The organism is Pseudomonas putida (assembly GCF_050989985.1).
In the GTDB taxonomy this organism is placed as follows: domain Bacteria; phylum Pseudomonadota; class Gammaproteobacteria; order Pseudomonadales; family Pseudomonadaceae; genus Aquipseudomonas; species Aquipseudomonas putida_AI.
Map to the genome: position 1 here is coordinate 653,618 of NZ_CP158815.1, position 17,239 is coordinate 670,856.

A 17,239-nucleotide genomic window follows, 5' to 3' on the forward strand; every position below is an offset into this window, starting at 1 on the left:
GAAACGTGAAATCCATGGATCGACAGATCATGCCGTCTGTATACCGTAAAGCCTATGGCTTGTCTTGCCACCGGGATGCGCTACCATGGCCCTCCCTTTTTTTGTTGCCTGCCACCATGCACTGTCCCTTCTGCGGTGCCAACGACACCAAGGTCATCGACTCGCGTCTGGTCGCCGAGGGCGAACAGGTGCGCCGCCGGCGTGAATGCCTGGCCTGCGGCGAGCGTTTCACGACGTTCGAAACCGCTGAACTGGTGTTGCCGCGCCTGATCAAAACCGACGGCAGCCGCCAGCCGTTCGACGAAGAAAAACTCCGCGCCGGCATGCAGCGCGCGCTGGAAAAGCGCCCGGTGAGTGTCGAGCGTCTCGAATCGTCGCTGGTGCATATCAAGCACAAACTGCGCGCCACCGGCGAGCGCGAGGTCAAGTCCCTCGTGGTGGGTGAGCTGGTGATGACCGAGCTGAAAAAGCTCGACGAAGTCGCCTACATCCGTTTCGCTTCCGTGTATCGCCGCTTCCAGGACCTCAACGAGTTCCGCGAAGAGATCGATCGCCTGGCCCGTGAGCCGGAGAAAGAATGACCACGCCTGCAGAGCTTGCCATCCTCGACGCCCACTACATGGCCCGCGCGCTGGAGCTGGCGCGCCGCGGCCATTACACGACCCACCCCAACCCGCGGGTCGGTTGCGTGATCGTGCGTGATGGGCAGGTTGTCGGCGAAGGCTGGCACGTTCGCGCTGGCGAACCCCATGCCGAAGTCCACGCCCTGCGCGCCGCCGGTGAGCTGGCCCGAGGCGCGACCGCCTATGTGACCCTTGAACCTTGCAGCCATCATGGCCGCACGCCGCCCTGCGCCGATGCGCTGGTGAAAGCCGGTGTGGCGCGGGTCGTGGCGGCGATGCAGGACCCGAACCCGGAAGTCGCCGGTCGCGGCCTGCAGCGCCTGGAACAGGCCGGTATCGCCACCGACAGCGGCGTGCTCGAAGGCGAGGCGCGCAAGCTCAATGAAGGTTTCCTCAAACGCATGGAGCACGGCTTGCCCTTTGTGCGGGTCAAGCTGGCCATGAGTCTGGACGGCCGCACGGCGATGGAAAGCGGCGAGAGCCAATGGATCACCGGCCCGGCGGCGCGTTCAGCGGTTCAACGCCTGCGTGCCCAGGCTAGTGCGGTGCTGACGGGCGCCGATACCGTGCTCGCGGACAATGCCCGCCTGACCGTCCGCGCCGAGGAGCTGGGCCTGGATGCCGAACAAACCGCGCTGGCCATGAGCCGGCCGCCGCTGCGCGTGCTGGTCGACGGTCGCCTGCGGGTCCCGCCGGATGCACCGTTCTTCAAGGCGGGCCCGGCGCTGGTGGCCACTTCCATGGCGGTGGAAGAGCAACACGCCAATGGCCCGGAATGTCTGATCGTGCCTGGCGACGATGGCCAGGTCGATTTGCGTCAATTGCTGGTCGAGTTGGCCAATCGTGGCATCAACGAGGTGTTGGTCGAAGCCGGTCCACGGCTGGCTGGCGCTTTTGCGCAGCTCGGGCTGGTGGATGAGTTCCAGATTTTCGTGGCAGGCAAATTCCTGGGCTCGACCGCCCGGCCTTTGCTGGACTGGCCGCTCGCACAAATGAAGGATGCGCCGGCGCTCAAAATCACTGAAATTCGCGCGGTGGGCGATGACTGGCGGGTCATTGCCATTCCTTTGCCAGCGGCGAGCGTATAATTTCCGGCCATCGCAATAGCGCTGGCACTGTTCTCGAGGAGAACCCCATGTTCACCGGCATCATCGAATCCATCGGCAGTATCCGTGCATTGACGCCAAAAGGCGGAGATGTGCGGGTCCATGTAGAAACCGGCAAGCTCGACCTGAGCGACGTCAAACTGGGCGACAGCATCGCGGTCAACGGCGTATGCCTGACCGCCGTTGAATTGCCGGGCAATGGCTTCGCGGCGGACGTCAGCCGTGAAACCCTCGACTGCACCGCCATGAACGACCTGAAAAGCGGCAGCCCGGTCAACCTTGAAAAAGCCCTGACCCCGACCACTCGCCTGGGCGGGCATCTGGTCAGCGGCCACGTCGATGGCGTGGGCGAAGTGGTTGCCCGCACCGAGAATGCGCGGGCCGTGGAGTTCCGCATCCGCGCCCCGAAAGAACTGGCCAAGTACATCGCCCACAAAGGTTCGATCACCGTCGACGGCACCAGCCTGACCGTGAACGCGGTCGATGGCGCCGAGTTCCTGCTGACCATCATTCCGCACACTCTCACCGAAACCATCATGGCGTCGTACCAGCCGGGTCGTCGGGTGAATCTGGAAGTGGACTTGCTGGCCCGTTACCTGGAGCGCCTGTTGCTGGGCGACAAGGCCGCCGAGCCAACCGCCGGCAGCACCATCACCGAAAGCTTTCTGGCCGCCAACGGCTATCTCAAATCCTGACTGAAGGGGGTGCCTTGTGGCGCTCAATAGCATCGAAGAACTGGTTGAAGACATCCGCCAAGGCAAGATGGTCATCCTCATGGATGACGAAGACCGCGAGAACGAAGGCGACCTGATCATGGCCGCCGAGTGCTGCCAGCCCGAGCACATCAACTTCATGGCCAAGCATGCCCGTGGCCTGATCTGCATGCCGATGACCCGCGAGCGCTGCGAAACGCTCAAGCTGCCGCTGATGGCGCCGCGCAACGGTTCCGGTTTCGGCACCAAGTTCACCGTATCGATCGAAGCGGCCACCGGCGTGACCACCGGCATTTCCGCCGCCGACCGTGCCCGCACCGTGCAGGCGGCCGCTGCGAAAGACGCCAAGGCAGATGACATCGTCAGTCCCGGCCACATCTTCCCGCTGATGGCTCAGGCCGGCGGCACCCTGGCCCGTGCCGGCCACACCGAGGCGGCCTGCGACCTGGCGCGCATGGCCGGTTTCGAGCCGAGCGGCGTGATCTGCGAAGTGATGAACGACGACGGCACCATGTCCCGTCGTGCCGAACTGGAAACCTTCGCCGCCGAACACGGCATCAAGATCGGCACTATCGCCGACCTGATTCACTACCGGATGATCCACGAACGTACCGTTCAGCGGATTGCCGAGCAGCCTCTGGACAGCGAACTGGGCCAATTCAACCTTGTGACCTATCGTGATTCCGTGGAAGGCGACGTGCACATGGCCCTGACCCTGGGCAATGTCTGCGCCGAAGAACCGACCCTGGTGCGTGTGCATAACATGGACCCGCTGCGCGACCTGCTGATGGTCAAGCAGCCCGGCCGCTGGAGCCTGCGCGCCGCCATGGCCGCGGTGGCTGAGGCCGGCAGCGGGGTGGTGCTGTTGCTTGGTCACCCGCTCGATGGCGACGTGTTGCTGGCACACATCCGTGAAAACAGCGATCACCCGGCCGTGAAAAAACCGACCACCTACAGCACTGTCGGTGCCGGTTCGCAGATCCTGCGTGACCTGGGCGTACGCAAAATGCGCCTGATGTCGGCACCGATGAAGTTCAATGCGATATCCGGTTTCGATCTGGAAGTTGTAGAATACGTGCCCTCCGAATAATGACCGGTTGTTTCCGGCCCTGAATTCGCGGCAAATAAATCACTGAGGGACGCGTAGCAGACGCGTCCCGGCTCTTTAAGAGATCTATCGAATGACCCTGAAGACCATCGAAGGTACGTTCATCGCCCCTAAAGGCCGCTACGCTCTGGTAGTGGGCCGTTTCAACAGCTTCGTAGTTGAAAGCCTGGTCAGCGGTGCAGTCGATGCCCTGGTTCGCCATGGCGTGAGCGAAAGCGACATCACCATTATCCGTGCCCCTGGCGCCTTCGAAATCCCGCTGGTTGCGCAGAAAGTCGCTCAGAAGGGCGAGTTCGCGGCAATCATCGCCCTGGGCGCGGTCATTCGTGGCGGCACTCCGCACTTCGAATACGTGGCGGGCGAATGCACCAAGGGCCTGGCCCAGGTGTCCATGGAGTTCGGCGTACCGGTCGCTTTCGGCGTCCTGACCGTTGATTCCATCGAGCAAGCCATCGAACGTTCCGGCACCAAGGCCGGTAACAAAGGTGCTGAAGCTGCCCTGTCCGCTCTGGAAATGGTCAGCCTGCTGGCGCAGTTGGAGGCCAAGTGATTAGCGACGAAAGCGATCGTTTCAACCCGCGCGATCCAAAGCCTGCGGATGCCGGCAAGCCATCGAAAAGCGCCAAGCGTCGTGAAGCCCGTCAGCTCGCGACTCAGGCGCTGTACCAATGGCACATGGCCAAGCAGTCGCTGAACGAGATCGAAGCGCAGTTCCGGGTCGATAACGATTTCACCGATGTCGATGGCGCGTACTTCCGCGAAATCCTGCACGGGGTTCCGCAGTTCAAGACCGAAATCGACACCGCGCTCAAGCCTTGCCTGGACTTGACCATCGAAGAGCTGGACCCGGTTGAACTGGCGGTACTGCGCCTGTCCACCTGGGAACTGCTCAAGCGCGTCGACGTGCCGTACCGCGTTGTGATCAACGAAGGTATCGAACTGGCCAAGGTCTTCGGTTCCACCGACGGCCACAAGTTCGTCAACGGTGTGCTCGACAAGCTGGCTCCGCGTCTGCGTGAAGCTGAAGTGAAGGCGTTCAAGCGCTGATTGGCGCTTGTAACGTCGGCACGAAGCCATGGGCGAGTTTGAGCTGATCCGCAATTTCTTCGCCGCCGCGCCTTGTGCGCAGGGCGGCGAAGGCGTTGCCCTCGGGATTGGCGATGACTGCGCCTTGCTGGCTGTTCCTCCTGGGGAGCAGTTGGCGATTTCCACCGACACCCTCGTGGCCGGTGTGCATTTCGCAGACCCCTGCGACCCGTTTCTGCTCGGCCAGCGCTCGCTGGCCGTCGCGGTCAGCGATCTGGCCGCCATGGGCGCCACCCCCGTCGCCTTTACCCTTGCCCTGACCTTGCCGGCGGTGACCACCGACTGGTTGCAAGCCTATGCCCGTGGTTTGAATCACATGGCGCAAAGCTGCGGCGTGGCGTTGGTCGGCGGCGATACCACACGCGGCCCCTTGAGCCTGACCATGACCGTGTTCGGTCGGGTTCCGGGCGGCTTGGCGCTGACCCGTAGCGGCGCGCAGCCCGGCGATCTGCTGTGTGTGGGCGGCGAGTTGGGCAATGCGGCCGGGGCCTTGCCGCTGGTGCTTGGCCAGCGCACCGCCGAGCCGGCCATCGCCGAGCCGCTGCTGGCGCATTACTGGTCGCCGCAACCGCAGCTGGCGCTGGGTCAGGCGCTACGGGGCAAGGCCACTTCGGCGCTGGACATCTCCGACGGCCTGCTCGCCGATTGCGGGCACATCGCCTTGGCGTCGAACGTCGGCCTGCAGGTCGAGCTTGAGCGCTTGCCGCTGTCGGCTGCGCTGAGGGCTTTTCTCGGTCAGGAGGGCGCGCAAAACGCCGCCCTCAGCGGTGGCGACGATTACGTGCTGGCCTTTACCTTACCGTCCGTCGAATTGCCGGCATTGCTGGCCGAAGGCTGGCCAGTCCATGTGATCGGACGCGTGGTGGATGGGCAGGGCGTGACGCTGCTGGATGCGGACGGACAAGACATCACCCCGCAAACCCGGGGTTATCAACATTTTCGGGAGACACCGTGACAGACCATCCCAAGCAAGTCCCGGCGGAATTCGTACCGCCGTCGGTCTGGCGCAATCCATGGCATTTCCTCGCGTTCGGCTTCGGCTCGGGCACCCTGCCAAAGGCGCCGGGCACTTGGGGGTCGCTGGTTGCGCTACCCTTTATCCCGTTATGGCAGATGCTGCCCGATTGGGGCTACTGGCTGATGCTGGGCATCACCATGCTGTTCGGCTTTTGGCTGTGCGGCAAGGTGGCTGACGATTTGCGCGTGCACGACCACGAAGGCATCGTCTGGGACGAGATGGTCGGGATGTGGATCACCCTGTGGCTGGTGCCGGAAGGCTGGCAGTGGCTGCTGGCGGGGTTCTTGATGTTCCGCTTCTTCGATATTCTCAAGCCCTGGCCGATACGCTGGATAGACCGGCATGTACACGGGGGTGTCGGGATTATGCTCGATGACGTGCTGGCCGGTGTATTTGCCTGGTTGGCCATGCAGGGGCTGGTGTGGATGTTCGCCTGACCAGAGAGGTTAAAAGGCGTCAACCGGGAGATCTTTAACTGGGAGAATCAAGGATGGCTCTACGCGGTTTGATGGTGATGGTGCTGGCCTTGTTCTGCTCTTTCGCCCAGGCAGAGGAGGCCGCGACGACACCGTCCGTGATTCACCTGGCCAGCGAGGATTGGGAAGACTACACCGCCGCCAATGGCCAGGGATTGGGTTGGGACGTGCTGCGCAAGGTTTTCGAGCCGGCAGGCGTCAAGCTGGATATCCGCACCGAACCTTATCTGCGTTCCCTCGGTCTGGCCGAGCGTGGCGAAGTGGATGCCTGTGTCGGCTCCTATCGCGACGAGTCGCAGCAACTGCTCTATCCGCACTGGAATTTCGATACCGATCACATCTATGCCCTGGGCCTGGCCAGCAGTCCGGTACCGACACCGGAGACCCTGGGCGATTATCGACTGGCCTGGGTCCGCGGCTACGATTACCAGGATTACCTGCCCAACGTGCGCCACTACGATGAAGTGATCCGGCGCACGGGGATCGTTTCGATGCTGACCTACAAGCGCGTCGACTACTACATCGATGCGCTGACCGAAGTCGATTTCGTCCTCAGCCGAGCCAAGGATCCCTCCCAGTTCCGGCGCACCCATATTGCGGAGCTGCCGCTTTACCTGTGTTTCGCCAAGACACCCCAGGCCCGTACATTGATGGCCTTGTTCGATGAGCGCATGGAAAAACTGGTGAAAAGCGGCGAGTTGAAGCCGATTTTCGAGCACTGGAAACAGCCATATCCATTCGATACGCACTGATCCTTTGTGGGAGCGAGCCTGCCCGCGATGAGGGCGTGTCAGTCAAGGAATTGGTGACTGTCAGACCGCTATCGCGAGCAGGCTCGCTCCCACAGGGAGTTGGGGCAGCCAGATATCAAACTTCTTGATAGTTATCCTCGATAATTCAGCCTAAGCGTCGGCTGGAACCTGCTGTTACAATGCCGCCCAGCGAATCTTCAGTTTTTTTAGATCAGGAGCACACCGGTGCCTGTCGTTTTTGTCGCCGCTTCCAAGCTGCCAACGCCTTTTGCGCAATTCACCATGCACGGCTTTCTCGACGAAGCCACCGGCCGCGAGCACGTTGTGCTGAGCCTGGGTGAGATCGCCGACGGTGCCCCGGTACTCGGCCGGTTGCATTCCGAGTGCCTGACGGGCGACGCCCTGTTCAGCCAGCGTTGCGACTGCGGCTCGCAACTGGAGGCAGCACTGCAGGCCATCGCCCGTGAAGGCCGTGGCGTGTTGCTGTACTTGCGTCAGGAAGGCCGTGGCATTGGCCTTTTGAACAAGATCCGCGCCTACGAGTTGCAGGACGGCGGTGCCGACACCGTGGAAGCCAACGAGCGTCTGGGCTTTGCCGCTGACCAGCGCGACTACGCCATGTGCCTGCCGATGCTGGAGCACCTGGGCGTGAAGTCCCTGCGCCTGATGACCAACAACCCGCGCAAGGTCAAAGCCTTGACCGACATGGGCATCGTGGTGGCCGAGCGCGTGCCGCTGCACACTGGGCACAACCCGCACAACAAACTCTATCTGGCGACCAAGGCCAGCAAGCTCGACCACATGATGGGCAACGAGCATCAGGGCGAGGTAGATCGGGCGTGACCCGTGGCCAGGTGAGGCGGCGACTGACCGTCAGCTGGTGGCAATACTTTGCGCTGGCGCTGTTGCCGCTGTTCGTGATCAATGGCGTGTTCGGCCAAGGCGAGGCCATCCTGCCGGTGCTGGCGATGCCGTTTTTCATCGCTGGCGTGGCATCGATGTTTGTCAGCCTGAAGTTCTTCGGCCGCTACAAGCACGCGCTGATCGCCACGCAAAAAACCCTCGACACCCAGGAAGAGCCTGCGGCATGGATCAGCCTGGCCGCCAAGCGACGCATGGCGTTCCTCGCGGCCAGCCTGCCGGCGTGGATTGGTGCGCTGGCGGTGTTCGTCGGCCTTGAAGCCGTGCCATTGATGCTGCTGGCGCTTTCCACCGCCGTACTGTTTTACCTCTACCGTATCCCGCGCCAGCTGGCCTGATGCGTCCATTCTGGCTGGGCTGTTTGCTGCTGGCCTTCAGCCCTTGGGCAGCGGCAGTCGAACGCGTGGTCAGCCTCGCACCATCGCTCTCGGAAATCGTTGTCGAACTGGGCTCCGCCGACCTACTGGTGGGTGTGCTGGATGCCGGCGAACGTCCAGCCGAACTGAAGAACCTGCCTTCCGTTGGCCGCTACGGCCAGCTCGACATGGAACAGCTGCTGAGCCTGAAACCCGATTTGCTGCTGCTCTGGCCCGGTAGCGTCGGCCCGGCTCAGCGCGAACAGCTCAAGCGCTTGAACATCCCCACGTTCGTCGCCGAACCTCACAACTTTGCCCAACTCACCGCACAGATCGAAGCCATTGCCGAACAGCTCGGGCGAGCTGAGCGCGGGACGGCCTTGGCCACCGATTTACGTCGACGGCTGGGGGAACTGCGTCAGCGTTATCGGCGGGACCAGCCTTTGCACGGTTTCTACCAGGTCTGGGATCGGCCGCTGTACACCGTCGGCGGTGGGCAGATCATCAGCGACGCCCTTGATGTTTGCGGTGTCCGCAATGTGTTTGCCGATCTGGCGATTCCGGCGCCGCAAGTCAGCGTGGAGGCGGTGTTGCAGCGCAATCCCGAGGTGATACTGGCGGGAGATCAGGCTCAGCTGGAAGCGTGGAAGGCCTGGCCTCAAGTCGATGCGGTGGTTCACAAGCGGCTACTGCTGGTGACCGATAAAGGCCTGGAGCGGCCTAGCGGGCAGATGGTCGAGGCGACAGCCAAACTGTGCCAAATGATCGCGCCTGACCGTTGAGACCGAGGTGCGCCCATCGCGAGCAGGCTCGCTCCCACAGAAGGCACACTGACCTGTGGGAGCGAGCCTGCTCGCGATGGCGCCAGTCAAGACACCAAAAAATCCTGAGTTAAATCTCAGGCGTCCAGGTCACCCCAAACATCCACGCCCGACCTTCCTCGCGATACCCATACTGACTGCCTTCATGGCTGTACAACACCCGGCTGTAACCCTTGTCCAGCAGGTTATCCACCTTCATCTCCAGCTTGATCTCGCGATTGAGCTCCCAGCTGCTACGCAACCCCAACAACCCATAGCCGCCCAACGATTGCTGGTTGTTCAGGTCGTCATAGCTGCTGCTCACCGCTTGCCAGCTGGCGCCCAGGTCCAGGCGGTCGAACTGCCGATCCAGGTCCAGGCTCAAGGTGCGCCGCGCACGGCGGGCCAGGGTATGGCCGGTGTCGCGGTCGCGCGGGTCGATGATCGCCACGCCCAGGTTGCTCTGCCAGCCGAACAGCTCCTGCTTCAGGGCTGCCTCGAAACCGTTGATCCGCGCGGAGGCGACGTTTTCCGGGCGCGAGTTGCTGCCGAAGATGATCGCGTCTTCCAGGTCGGTCCGGTACAGCGAAGCCTCCAGGCGACTGTCCTCGGACAATTGGCTGCGCCATTGCAGTTCATAGCTTTTCGAGGTTTCGGGCTTGAGGTCCGGGTTGCTGAAATCCGGGTAATACAGGTCGTTGAAGGTCGGTGCACGGAAACCTTCGCTGTACGTCAGCAGCACATCGTTGTCCGGATTGAGCGGCAGGGTGAAGGTCCCGCTCCAGCTGTTCTGGCCGCCGAATTGCTGGTTCTGGTCACGGCGCAGGCCCAGTTCGGTCGAGAAGCTGTCGGTGTGGTAGCGATGCTGAACGAACGCCGCACGGTTCCAGCGGCTGTCTTCGTCGAAGGCCGTGCTGCTGTTGAGCCGGTCTTCGTACCAGTCGCCGCCGAGGATCAGGCTGTTGCGATCATTGAGGGTCAGGTCGTTCTGCCAGCTCAGCGAATCGCGATAGGTGTTGAACACACTGCGTTCGTCGCTGAGCTTGTCGAGGGTCTTTTCGCGGTTTTCGCTGTGACCGAACTCGATGCGGCTTTTCCAGATCTCATTGACCCGCGCGTCGACGTAGCTGCTGACGCTGCTCACATCGAATTCGCTGTAGGGCTGTTGCTGGACGGACTCGAAGGTATTCAGGTCGAAGCGGCCGAACGGGTTGTCGAACTCGCTCTTGCCACGGTTATCCAGCACGTTGGCGCCGATTTCGATGTCATCGTTCAAGGCATGGCTGAGGCTCAGGCTGAACGACTGGTTGCGATAGGCGTCATGGTCGCTATCGCTGGGATACGACTGATGGGTGCGATTGATCCCGGCGGTTTCATCGAGGCTGGCGCCAAGATTGAAACGGGTCTGCTCATCGCCGCCGGACAAGCCAAGGCTGCGTTCCCAGGTCTGATTGCTGCCCATGCCGACGTGCAACTGCGGGCGCAGGCCCGGCTCGCCGCCACGACGGGTGAAGATCTGGATGACACCGCCGATCGCGTCGCTGCCGTAAATCGCCGAGCGTGAACCGCGCAGCACTTCCACCCGCTCCACCTGTTCGATGTTGATGTGCTGCAGGTTGCTGTCGCCCGAGCTTGAGGTGCCGATCCGTTGGCCGTCCACCAGCACCAGGCTCTGCGCCGATTGCGTGCCGCGAATGTAGATGCCCGGCAGGCTGCCGCGCCCGCCGGTTTGCGCGACTTGCACGCCCGGAACCCGGCGCAGCAGATCGGTGACGCTGTCGGGTTGCAGGCGGTCGATGTCTTCGCGGGTGAAGACGGTGTTGGCGGCGCTGCTGTCGTTGCGTGCCTCGACCTGGCGGTTGGCGCTGATCAGCACGTCGGGCAGCTTCAGGGCCTGATCGCGTTCGAAGGTGTCGGCCAGCAGCGGGCCTGACGGCAGCAGGGTCAGCGTCAGGGCGAGGGAGAAGAATTTCAAGGGAAGTCCATGGCAGGTCTGGTGTGGCGCTAACAACTGTGGGAGCGAGCCTGCTCGCGATGAGGGTGTGTCAGTCAAGGAATTGGTGACTGTCAGACCGCTATCGCGAGCAGGCTCGCTCCCACAGGGTTTTGCATGTGTCTGGTGTTTAGATGTTGAGCAGTTGCAGGCGCTCGCGAATGGACGCCTCGATCCCTGCTTCATCCAGCCCACACTCGGCCAGCATCTGCGCAGGCTTTGCGTGCTCGACATAGCTGTCCGGCAAGCCCAGGTTCAGCATCGATTTGAGGATGTTTTCCCGGGCCAGGAACTCGCTGACCGCGCTGCCGGCACCGCCCATGATCGCGTTCTCTTCGACGGTCACCAGCAGCTCGTGGCTGGCGGCGATTTCACGCACCAGTGCTTCGTCCAGGGGTTTGACGAAACGCATGTCGACCACGGTCGCATCCAGGGTCTCGGCGACTTTCAGCGCCTCGGCCAGTTGCACGCCGAACACCAGCAGGGCGACTTTGCTGCCCTGACGGCGAATCACGCCCTTGCCGATTTCGATCGGTTCGAGGTTTTTCTCGATGGTCGCATTCGGGCCACTGCCACGCGGGTAACGCACGGCCGCCGGGCCTTCGAACAAGTGACCGGTGGTGAGCATCTTGCGCAGTTCGTTTTCGTCGCTCGGGGTCATCACCAGCATGCCGGGGATGCAGCGCAGGAACGACAGGTCGAAGCTGCCTGCGTGAGTCGGGCCGTCTTCGCCGACCAAGCCGGCACGGTCGATGGCGAACAGCACGTCGAGGTTCTGTACCGCCACATCGTGAATCAGTTGGTCATAGCCGCGCTGCAGGAACGTGGAGTAGATCGCCACCACCGGTTTCGCGCCTTCGCAGGCCATGCCGGCGGCGAGGGTCACGGCGTGTTGCTCGGCAATCGCCACGTCGAAATAGCGCTGCGGGAAGCGTTCGCTGAAGGCCACCAGGTCGGAGCCTTCCTTCATGGCTGGCGTGATGCCCACCAGGCGCGGATCGACCGCCGCCATGTCGCACAGCCATTCGCCGAACACACCGGAGTATTTCGGGCCGCTGGCTTTCTTCGGCGCGGCGGCAGGAGCGTTCAGGGGTTCGAGCTTGGTGATGGCGTGGTAACCGATCGGGTCGACTTCCGCCGGGGCGAAGCCTTTGCCTTTCTTGGTGACGACGTGCAGGAACTGCGGGCCTTTAAGGTCGCGCATGTTGCGCAGCGTGGCGATCAGGGTCGGCAGGTCGTGGCCATCGATCGGGCCGATGTAGTTCCAGCCCAGCTCTTCGAACAGCGTGCCGGGCACCAGCATGCCCTTGGCGTATTCTTCGGTGCGACGGGCGATTTCCCAGGCGCCGGGCAGGCGTGACAGCACTTTCTTGCTGCCTTCGCGCATGCTCGCGTAGGTGCGGCTGGAAAGGATTTTCGCCAGATAGTTCGACAGGCCGCCGACGTTGCGCGAGATCGACATGTCGTTGTCGTTGAGGATCACCAGCATGTTGGCGTCCACTTCCGGCGCATGGTTCAGCGCTTCGAACGCCATGCCGGCGGTCAGGGCGCCGTCGCCGATCACGGCGATGGCCTTGCGATCGCTGTTCTGCAGGCGGGCGGCAATGGCCATGCCCAGCGCGGCGCTGATCGAGGTGCTGGAGTGGCCGACGCCAAAGGTGTCGTACTCGCTCTCGGAGCGGCGCGGGAAAGCGGCGACGCCGTCCTTCTGGCGCAGGGTGCTCATGCGCTCGCGACGATCGGTGAGGATCTTGTGCGGGTAGGCCTGATGCCCCACGTCCCACACCAGCCGGTCGTCCGGGGTGTCGAAAACGTAGTGCAACGCGATGGTCAGCTCGATCACGCCCAGGCCGGCACCGAAATGCCCACCGGTCTGACCGACCGTGTAGAGCAATTCCAGGCGCAACTCATCGGCCAGGGTTTCCAGCTCGGCTTCGCCTAACCGGCGCAGGCCGTCCGGCGTGTTCGCGCGGTCCAGCAGGGGCGTGGTCGGGCGCTTGCGGGGAATCTCATGAAACGTCGTGGGCATCAGGCGAATCGTTATAGGTATAAAAGATGCGGCAGTTTACCTGATGCATCGGTCCCTGCCCACGCGTTGGTCTTTTTTGGCGAATACGCCGTCAGTTGCGGCGATCGACGATGTAGCGGGCCAGATCGCGCAGGGGCTCGGCGGCCGCGTCAAACGGTCGCAGCGCGTGCAGCGCCTGATCGCGCAGCTCCAGGGCGTAGGCCTTGGCGGCGTCGAGACCGAGCAAAGCCGGGTAGGTCGGCTTGTCGCGGGCGATGTCGGCGCCCTGGCGTTTGCCCAGGGTGGCGGTATCGCTTTCAACGTCGAGAATGTCGTCCTGCACCTGGAACGCCAGGCCGATGGCCTGTGCATAAGTCTTCAGGGACTTGAGTTCGTCCTTCTCGGCACGGCCACTGGCCAGGGCACCGAGTTGGACGCTGACTTCGATCAGCGCGCCCGTCTTGTGGCGATGCATCTGTTCCAGCGCTTTCTGATCGAGCTTCAGTCCGACCGAGCCCAGATCGATGGCTTGACCGCCGACCATGCCTGCCGGGCCTGCGGCTTGGGCCAGGGCAGTGACCATTTGCAGGCGGATGTCGGCATCCAGGCTGCTCAGGCGCAAGTCGAGCAGGGCGCTGAACGCCAGGCTCTGCAAGCCGTCACCGGCGAGGATCGCGCAGGCTTCGTCGAATTTCTTGTGGGTGGTCGGCTGGCCGCGACGCAGATCGTCGTCGTCCATGGCCGGCAAATCGTCGTGCACCAGCGAATAGGCGTGGATCAGCTCCACCGCGCAAGCCGCGCCGTTGGCTTGTTCGGCCTTGCCGCCCAAAGCTTCGCAAGCGGCATAGGCCAGCAGTGGACGCACGCGCTTGCCGCCGTTCATCACGCTATAGCGCATGGCTTCGTAGAGCCGTGCCAGTTCCGGCAAAGGCGCATGGAACAGGGTTTCCAGGGCCGCATTGACACGGGCCTGGCTGGTCGCCGAGTACGCTGCAATCATTCTGGTTGATCCGCGTCGAAGGGTTCCTCGGCCAACTCGCCATCACGCTCGAGCAGCACCTGAACCTTTTGCTCGGCTTGGGCCAGCGCCGCCTGGCAATCGCGAGTCAGCCCGATGCCCTGCTCGAAAGCGGTCAGCGAGTCTTCCAGCGACAATTCACCGTTCTCCAGACGCTCCACCAGCGTTTGCAGGTCAGCGAGGGACTGTTCGAAATCCAGTGCAGCTTTTTTGCGGGCCATGGCGGCAATTTCCGGTAGACGTTAAACCGGCGCGACACTAGCAGATAGGGGGTTTATGGGCAAATGAGCGGGGGGCGGCCACCATTTCCTGGGCGGAGCTGGAACTTTGGCCTTGACCTCCTGTAGGAGCGAGCCTGCTCGCGATGGTCGTGAACGATAACGCGGGAAACCAGATGCCCAACGATGCCCTGGTTTTTTTCGCGAGCGAGCTCGCTCCTACAGAGAACAGTCGAGCCCGACGCACGAATTATTCGGCTCATTTCGTGAGCCGAATAAAGACGCTAATCGGCTCACCGCCCATCAACAACCGTGAATCGAGCCACAATGTAGGATGTATCTGATTGTTTGTAGCGGACGGAGTGACTAACCTTCGCGCCATTGATGACCCGACAGTCGCGGGTTTTTCAGACGAAACGCAGTAACCACATCTGTAACGCGCCGAGGATCAGGCGCAAGGTTTCGTCAGGCATGGCAGGAGGCGTCACATGCGTTCATTTCTTTTGCTGCTGATCGGGCTGGCCTGTGCGCAGGCTTTCGCTGCGCCAAGTGCCGATCTGTCGGAGCCGGTGGGTGGCTGGCGCTTCAACGGACTGCTGGATCGCACGGAAAATCCACAGGTCGCCTACCCCACGCCGCCCATCGACCGGGGCGTGCAGCGCAATCGCACGATGATCCAGGGCCAGCTCAAGGCTCTCGGCACCCAGCGCGGCCCCCACACTTTGGCGGTCAATGGCAATCCACTGAACCTGTACACCGACGACCAGGGGCGTTTCGCCCGGCCCTATGCCTTCGGTGCCGGCTCCAACAGCGTCGAAGTGCGCAGTGCCGAAGGTCAGTCGCTCAAGCGCGTTCAATTCTATGAAGCCAACAATTTGCGCACGCCGGCGCGGATTCGCGTGGTGCTGGGTTGGGACGACCCGAAAGCCGAACTCGACCTGCACATCATCACGCCCGACGGCCAGCATGCATTCTGGGCGCGGCCGGCGATGAGCAACGGCGGTGGCCTCGACCCGGATGGTGTGGATGGCCCCGGCCCGGAAATGTTCACCATGACCGCGCCGCTGCATGGCACCTATCTGGTTTACGTGAACTATTGGGGCAACTTCGGCAGCGGCGGCTATAACTTCGATGAGGCCAGCAACCAGAACGAGGTGATCACCTCGCAGATCAATCTGGTGCTCAACGAAAACACCGTCGACGAAAAACGCGAGACCTTCATCGTGCCCTTGCGCGCCATCGGCGACCTGCTGCTGGTCAAGACTTTCAACTATTGAGCATCCCGCACCACGGATGATTTGGGTTTGTATTCATGAGCGATAGCACTGATTTGCCGGCCGTACCGCCAGCGGCCGAAACACCGGGCGTCAAACCGTCCCGGCGCTGGCCGGCCATTGTGGTCGGGCTTTGCCTGGTGGCGGGCGTGGCCGGTGGCATGGGCTGGCTGATGCATAAACGCACAGCCCCGGCGCCGCAGTTGGCAGCGGAAAAACTCGGGATGAGCCGCCCCGATGCCCTGCTGGAAACCCGGTCCCTGAGCCAGTTGCCCAAGGACCTGTTGGCGGTGCCGTTCCTCAAGGAAACCCTGACCGAAGATTTCGTCTTCTATTACGAAACCCATGCCGATCGCCTCGGTTTGATCGGCAGTCTGCGGCGAATCATTTACGAGCATGACCTGAAGTTGCAGGACACGCTGATCGAGCAACTGTTCGATCAGCCGGCCGACATCGCGCTGTGGCGCGGAGCGGATGGGCGGCTCCGGGATTTCCTGCTGGTGATGGATCGCGGCGGCCTGGCCAAGGTGCTGGAGCCGCTGGCGAAAGTGGCGCTGGATGACTCGCAGCTGAGCAAGATCGCCGATGTGAAAGTCGGTGCCGATGACGTGGCGCTTTATCAGCTCACCTACAACGCGGGCAGGGCGCTGCTGTTCGCGTCCCATGGCGACAAGCTGGTGGTGCTGTCGAATCCGACCCGGTTCGTTGATCCGCAAAGTGGCGCGACGCCAGCGTCGGGCAGCGTCTCGCCCCAGGCCATCGCGGCGTTGCTGGGCGGTGAAAAGCTGTTCCCGGAAGCCTTCGGCCTGCAACCCCGTGCGCCAGAGGTCAAGCAGCGGCTGTCGGTCAATGCCAGTGTATTGGCCATGGGATATCAGCGCTTTATCCCGAATTTCGCCGGCCTGCGCTTCGACATGGACGACAAGGGTTGGCACAGCTTTCTGGCGATGGACGAGCTGGATAACCAGCCGGATTTCGATTTCAAGCCGATCTGGCAGGCCATGCCCATGGGCGCCAGCGCATGCGTGGCCTTGCCCCTGGCCGCCGAACAACAGAAACCGCTGCTGGTCAAACTCGGTGCCGAAGAGTCCGCAGCCCAGGCGATGACCGAGCACATGGCCGGCGCGGCGGGGCTGTGCTGGTACGCCGATTCGCGGCTGTACACACCGTTGCTGGTGGCCAGCCTGAATGACAAGGACAGCGCGAAACTCGACGGTGATCTGGGCAAGCTGTTCGGTTCGATGGTGGGCGCCTACGAAGCCAACGTCGACGAGCATGTCTTCCCGGTGGTCGAGAAGCAGGAAGGTCAAAGCCATCAGTGGCAGCGCCAGGTCAGCTCCAACTTCGGACCTTATAAGGCCGGGGATGCCGAGAATCCCGACGCGATCAGCGGCAAGGCGTTCATGCGCGTGAGCCTGGCGCGGCACGGCTCGACGCTGCTGTTTTCCCTTGATGACAAGCTGGTGGACAAGGCGCTGGGCACCCTCGACAAACGCTTCCCGCCGATGGCCGATGTGGTGCCGAAAGACCTGCTGATGCCGATCTATTTCGGCCCGGACTCCATGGCGCAACTGATGCAGCAGGAAACCCTCGACAGCCTGCCGCAAGACATGGAGCCGGTGTTCTACAACGCCGCGAAAACTTACCTGATCCCTAAATTGCGCACCCTCGGTGGCTACGGCAAGTACGCCTTGACCCTGCCCGAAGGCAGTGAGCCCGACGGTCACTGGCAATGGCTGCCGCTGACGTGGAAGGCACTGTGACGAAAT

The 17,239-nt window shown here is 62.5% G+C and carries 18 protein-coding genes; 14 read left to right on the forward strand and 4 right to left on the reverse strand.

Annotated elements, in window-relative coordinates; translation table 11 throughout:
• The first annotated feature begins 116 nt into the window (after positions 1–116).
• From nrdR to ABTV29_RS03185, 12 genes are all read left to right on the forward strand, one after another.
• The gene (nrdR, locus tag ABTV29_RS03130; protein ID WP_162634909.1) at positions 117–581 is read left to right on the forward strand and encodes a transcriptional regulator NrdR; all 465 of its coding nucleotides are present in this window, start codon (positions 117–119) and stop codon (positions 579–581) included.
• A complete protein-coding gene (gene ribD, locus ABTV29_RS03135) occupies positions 578–1,711 on the forward strand; it encodes a bifunctional diaminohydroxyphosphoribosylaminopyrimidine deaminase/5-amino-6-(5-phosphoribosylamino)uracil reductase RibD (RefSeq protein ID WP_433768791.1) in 1,134 nt (377 codons plus the stop codon). Before nrdR ends, ribD begins: the two co-directional genes overlap by 4 nt.
• 47 nt (positions 1,712–1,758) lie before the next feature.
• Positions 1,759–2,424, forward strand: a complete 666-nt coding sequence (locus tag ABTV29_RS03140; RefSeq protein ID WP_110965092.1) for a riboflavin synthase — start codon at positions 1,759–1,761, stop codon at positions 2,422–2,424.
• Between the two features lie 16 nt (positions 2,425–2,440).
• The gene (gene ribBA, locus ABTV29_RS03145) at positions 2,441–3,532 is read left to right on the forward strand and encodes a bifunctional 3,4-dihydroxy-2-butanone-4-phosphate synthase/GTP cyclohydrolase II (protein WP_433768792.1); all 1,092 of its coding nucleotides are present in this window, start codon (positions 2,441–2,443) and stop codon (positions 3,530–3,532) included.
• A 91-nt stretch (positions 3,533–3,623) separates the two neighbouring features.
• Positions 3,624–4,100, forward strand: a complete 477-nt coding sequence (gene ribH, locus ABTV29_RS03150) for a 6,7-dimethyl-8-ribityllumazine synthase (RefSeq protein ID WP_003228649.1) — start codon at positions 3,624–3,626, stop codon at positions 4,098–4,100.
• Positions 4,097–4,597 carry a transcription antitermination factor NusB gene (nusB, locus tag ABTV29_RS03155; RefSeq protein WP_095197200.1) on the forward strand — a complete coding sequence of 167 codons (501 nt, stop codon included), beginning with the start codon at positions 4,097–4,099 and terminating at the stop codon, positions 4,595–4,597. Before ribH ends, nusB begins: the two co-directional genes overlap by 4 nt.
• Positions 4,598–4,625: 28 nt before the next feature.
• A complete protein-coding gene (gene thiL / locus ABTV29_RS03160) occupies positions 4,626–5,591 on the forward strand; it encodes a thiamine-phosphate kinase (RefSeq protein WP_433768793.1) in 966 nt (321 codons plus the stop codon).
• Positions 5,588–6,091 (forward strand): phosphatidylglycerophosphatase A family protein, encoded by a 504-nt coding sequence (locus tag ABTV29_RS03165; protein WP_433768794.1) that lies wholly within the window; start codon positions 5,588–5,590, stop codon positions 6,089–6,091. Before thiL ends, ABTV29_RS03165 begins: the two co-directional genes overlap by 4 nt.
• A gap of 53 nt (positions 6,092–6,144) precedes the next feature.
• Entirely contained in the window at positions 6,145–6,882 is a 738-nt protein-coding gene (locus tag ABTV29_RS03170) for a substrate-binding periplasmic protein (RefSeq protein WP_433768795.1), read from the forward strand.
• A gap of 225 nt (positions 6,883–7,107) precedes the next feature.
• Positions 7,108–7,725 carry a GTP cyclohydrolase II gene (gene ribA, locus ABTV29_RS03175; RefSeq protein WP_044465292.1) on the forward strand — a complete coding sequence of 206 codons (618 nt, stop codon included), beginning with the start codon at positions 7,108–7,110 and terminating at the stop codon, positions 7,723–7,725.
• Positions 7,722–8,141 carry an MFS transporter gene (locus tag ABTV29_RS03180; RefSeq protein WP_433768796.1) on the forward strand — a complete coding sequence of 140 codons (420 nt, stop codon included), beginning with the start codon at positions 7,722–7,724 and terminating at the stop codon, positions 8,139–8,141. The genes ribA and ABTV29_RS03180 overlap by 4 nt, the downstream gene beginning before the upstream one ends.
• Positions 8,141–8,941 (forward strand): cobalamin-binding protein, encoded by an 801-nt coding sequence (locus ABTV29_RS03185; protein WP_433768797.1) that lies wholly within the window; start codon positions 8,141–8,143, stop codon positions 8,939–8,941. Before ABTV29_RS03180 ends, ABTV29_RS03185 begins: the two co-directional genes overlap by 1 nt.
• 109 nt (positions 8,942–9,050) lie before the next feature.
• Here the strand turns inward: ABTV29_RS03185 and ABTV29_RS03190 are convergent, their stop codons facing one another.
• The 4 genes from ABTV29_RS03190 to ABTV29_RS03205 form a co-directional block, all read right to left on the reverse strand.
• Entirely contained in the window at positions 9,051–10,934 is a 1,884-nt protein-coding gene (locus tag ABTV29_RS03190; RefSeq protein WP_433768798.1) for a TonB-dependent receptor domain-containing protein, read from the reverse strand.
• Between the two features lie 148 nt (positions 10,935–11,082).
• The gene (gene dxs, locus ABTV29_RS03195; RefSeq protein WP_433768799.1) at positions 11,083–12,981 is read right to left on the reverse strand and encodes a 1-deoxy-D-xylulose-5-phosphate synthase; all 1,899 of its coding nucleotides are present in this window, start codon (positions 12,979–12,981) and stop codon (positions 11,083–11,085) included.
• Positions 12,982–13,072: 91 nt separating this feature from the next.
• Positions 13,073–13,960 carry a (2E,6E)-farnesyl diphosphate synthase gene (ispA, locus tag ABTV29_RS03200; protein ID WP_433768800.1) on the reverse strand — a complete coding sequence of 296 codons (888 nt, stop codon included), beginning with the start codon at positions 13,958–13,960 and terminating at the stop codon, positions 13,073–13,075.
• Positions 13,957–14,199, reverse strand: coding sequence for an exodeoxyribonuclease VII small subunit (locus ABTV29_RS03205; protein ID WP_007894317.1), 243 nt, complete (start codon positions 14,197–14,199; stop codon positions 13,957–13,959). The genes ispA and ABTV29_RS03205 overlap by 4 nt, the downstream gene beginning before the upstream one ends.
• 485 nt (positions 14,200–14,684) lie before the next feature.
• On the opposite strand from ABTV29_RS03205, the gene ABTV29_RS03210 reads away from it, so the two are divergent.
• Positions 14,685–15,473, forward strand: coding sequence for a YfaP family protein (locus ABTV29_RS03210; protein WP_433768801.1), 789 nt, complete (start codon positions 14,685–14,687; stop codon positions 15,471–15,473).
• Between the two features lie 35 nt (positions 15,474–15,508).
• Positions 15,509–17,233: a DUF2138 domain-containing protein gene (locus tag ABTV29_RS03215; protein WP_433768802.1), complete on the forward strand. Its 1,725-nt coding sequence runs from the start codon at positions 15,509–15,511 to the stop codon at positions 17,231–17,233.
• Positions 17,234–17,239: the final 6 nt, after the last annotated feature.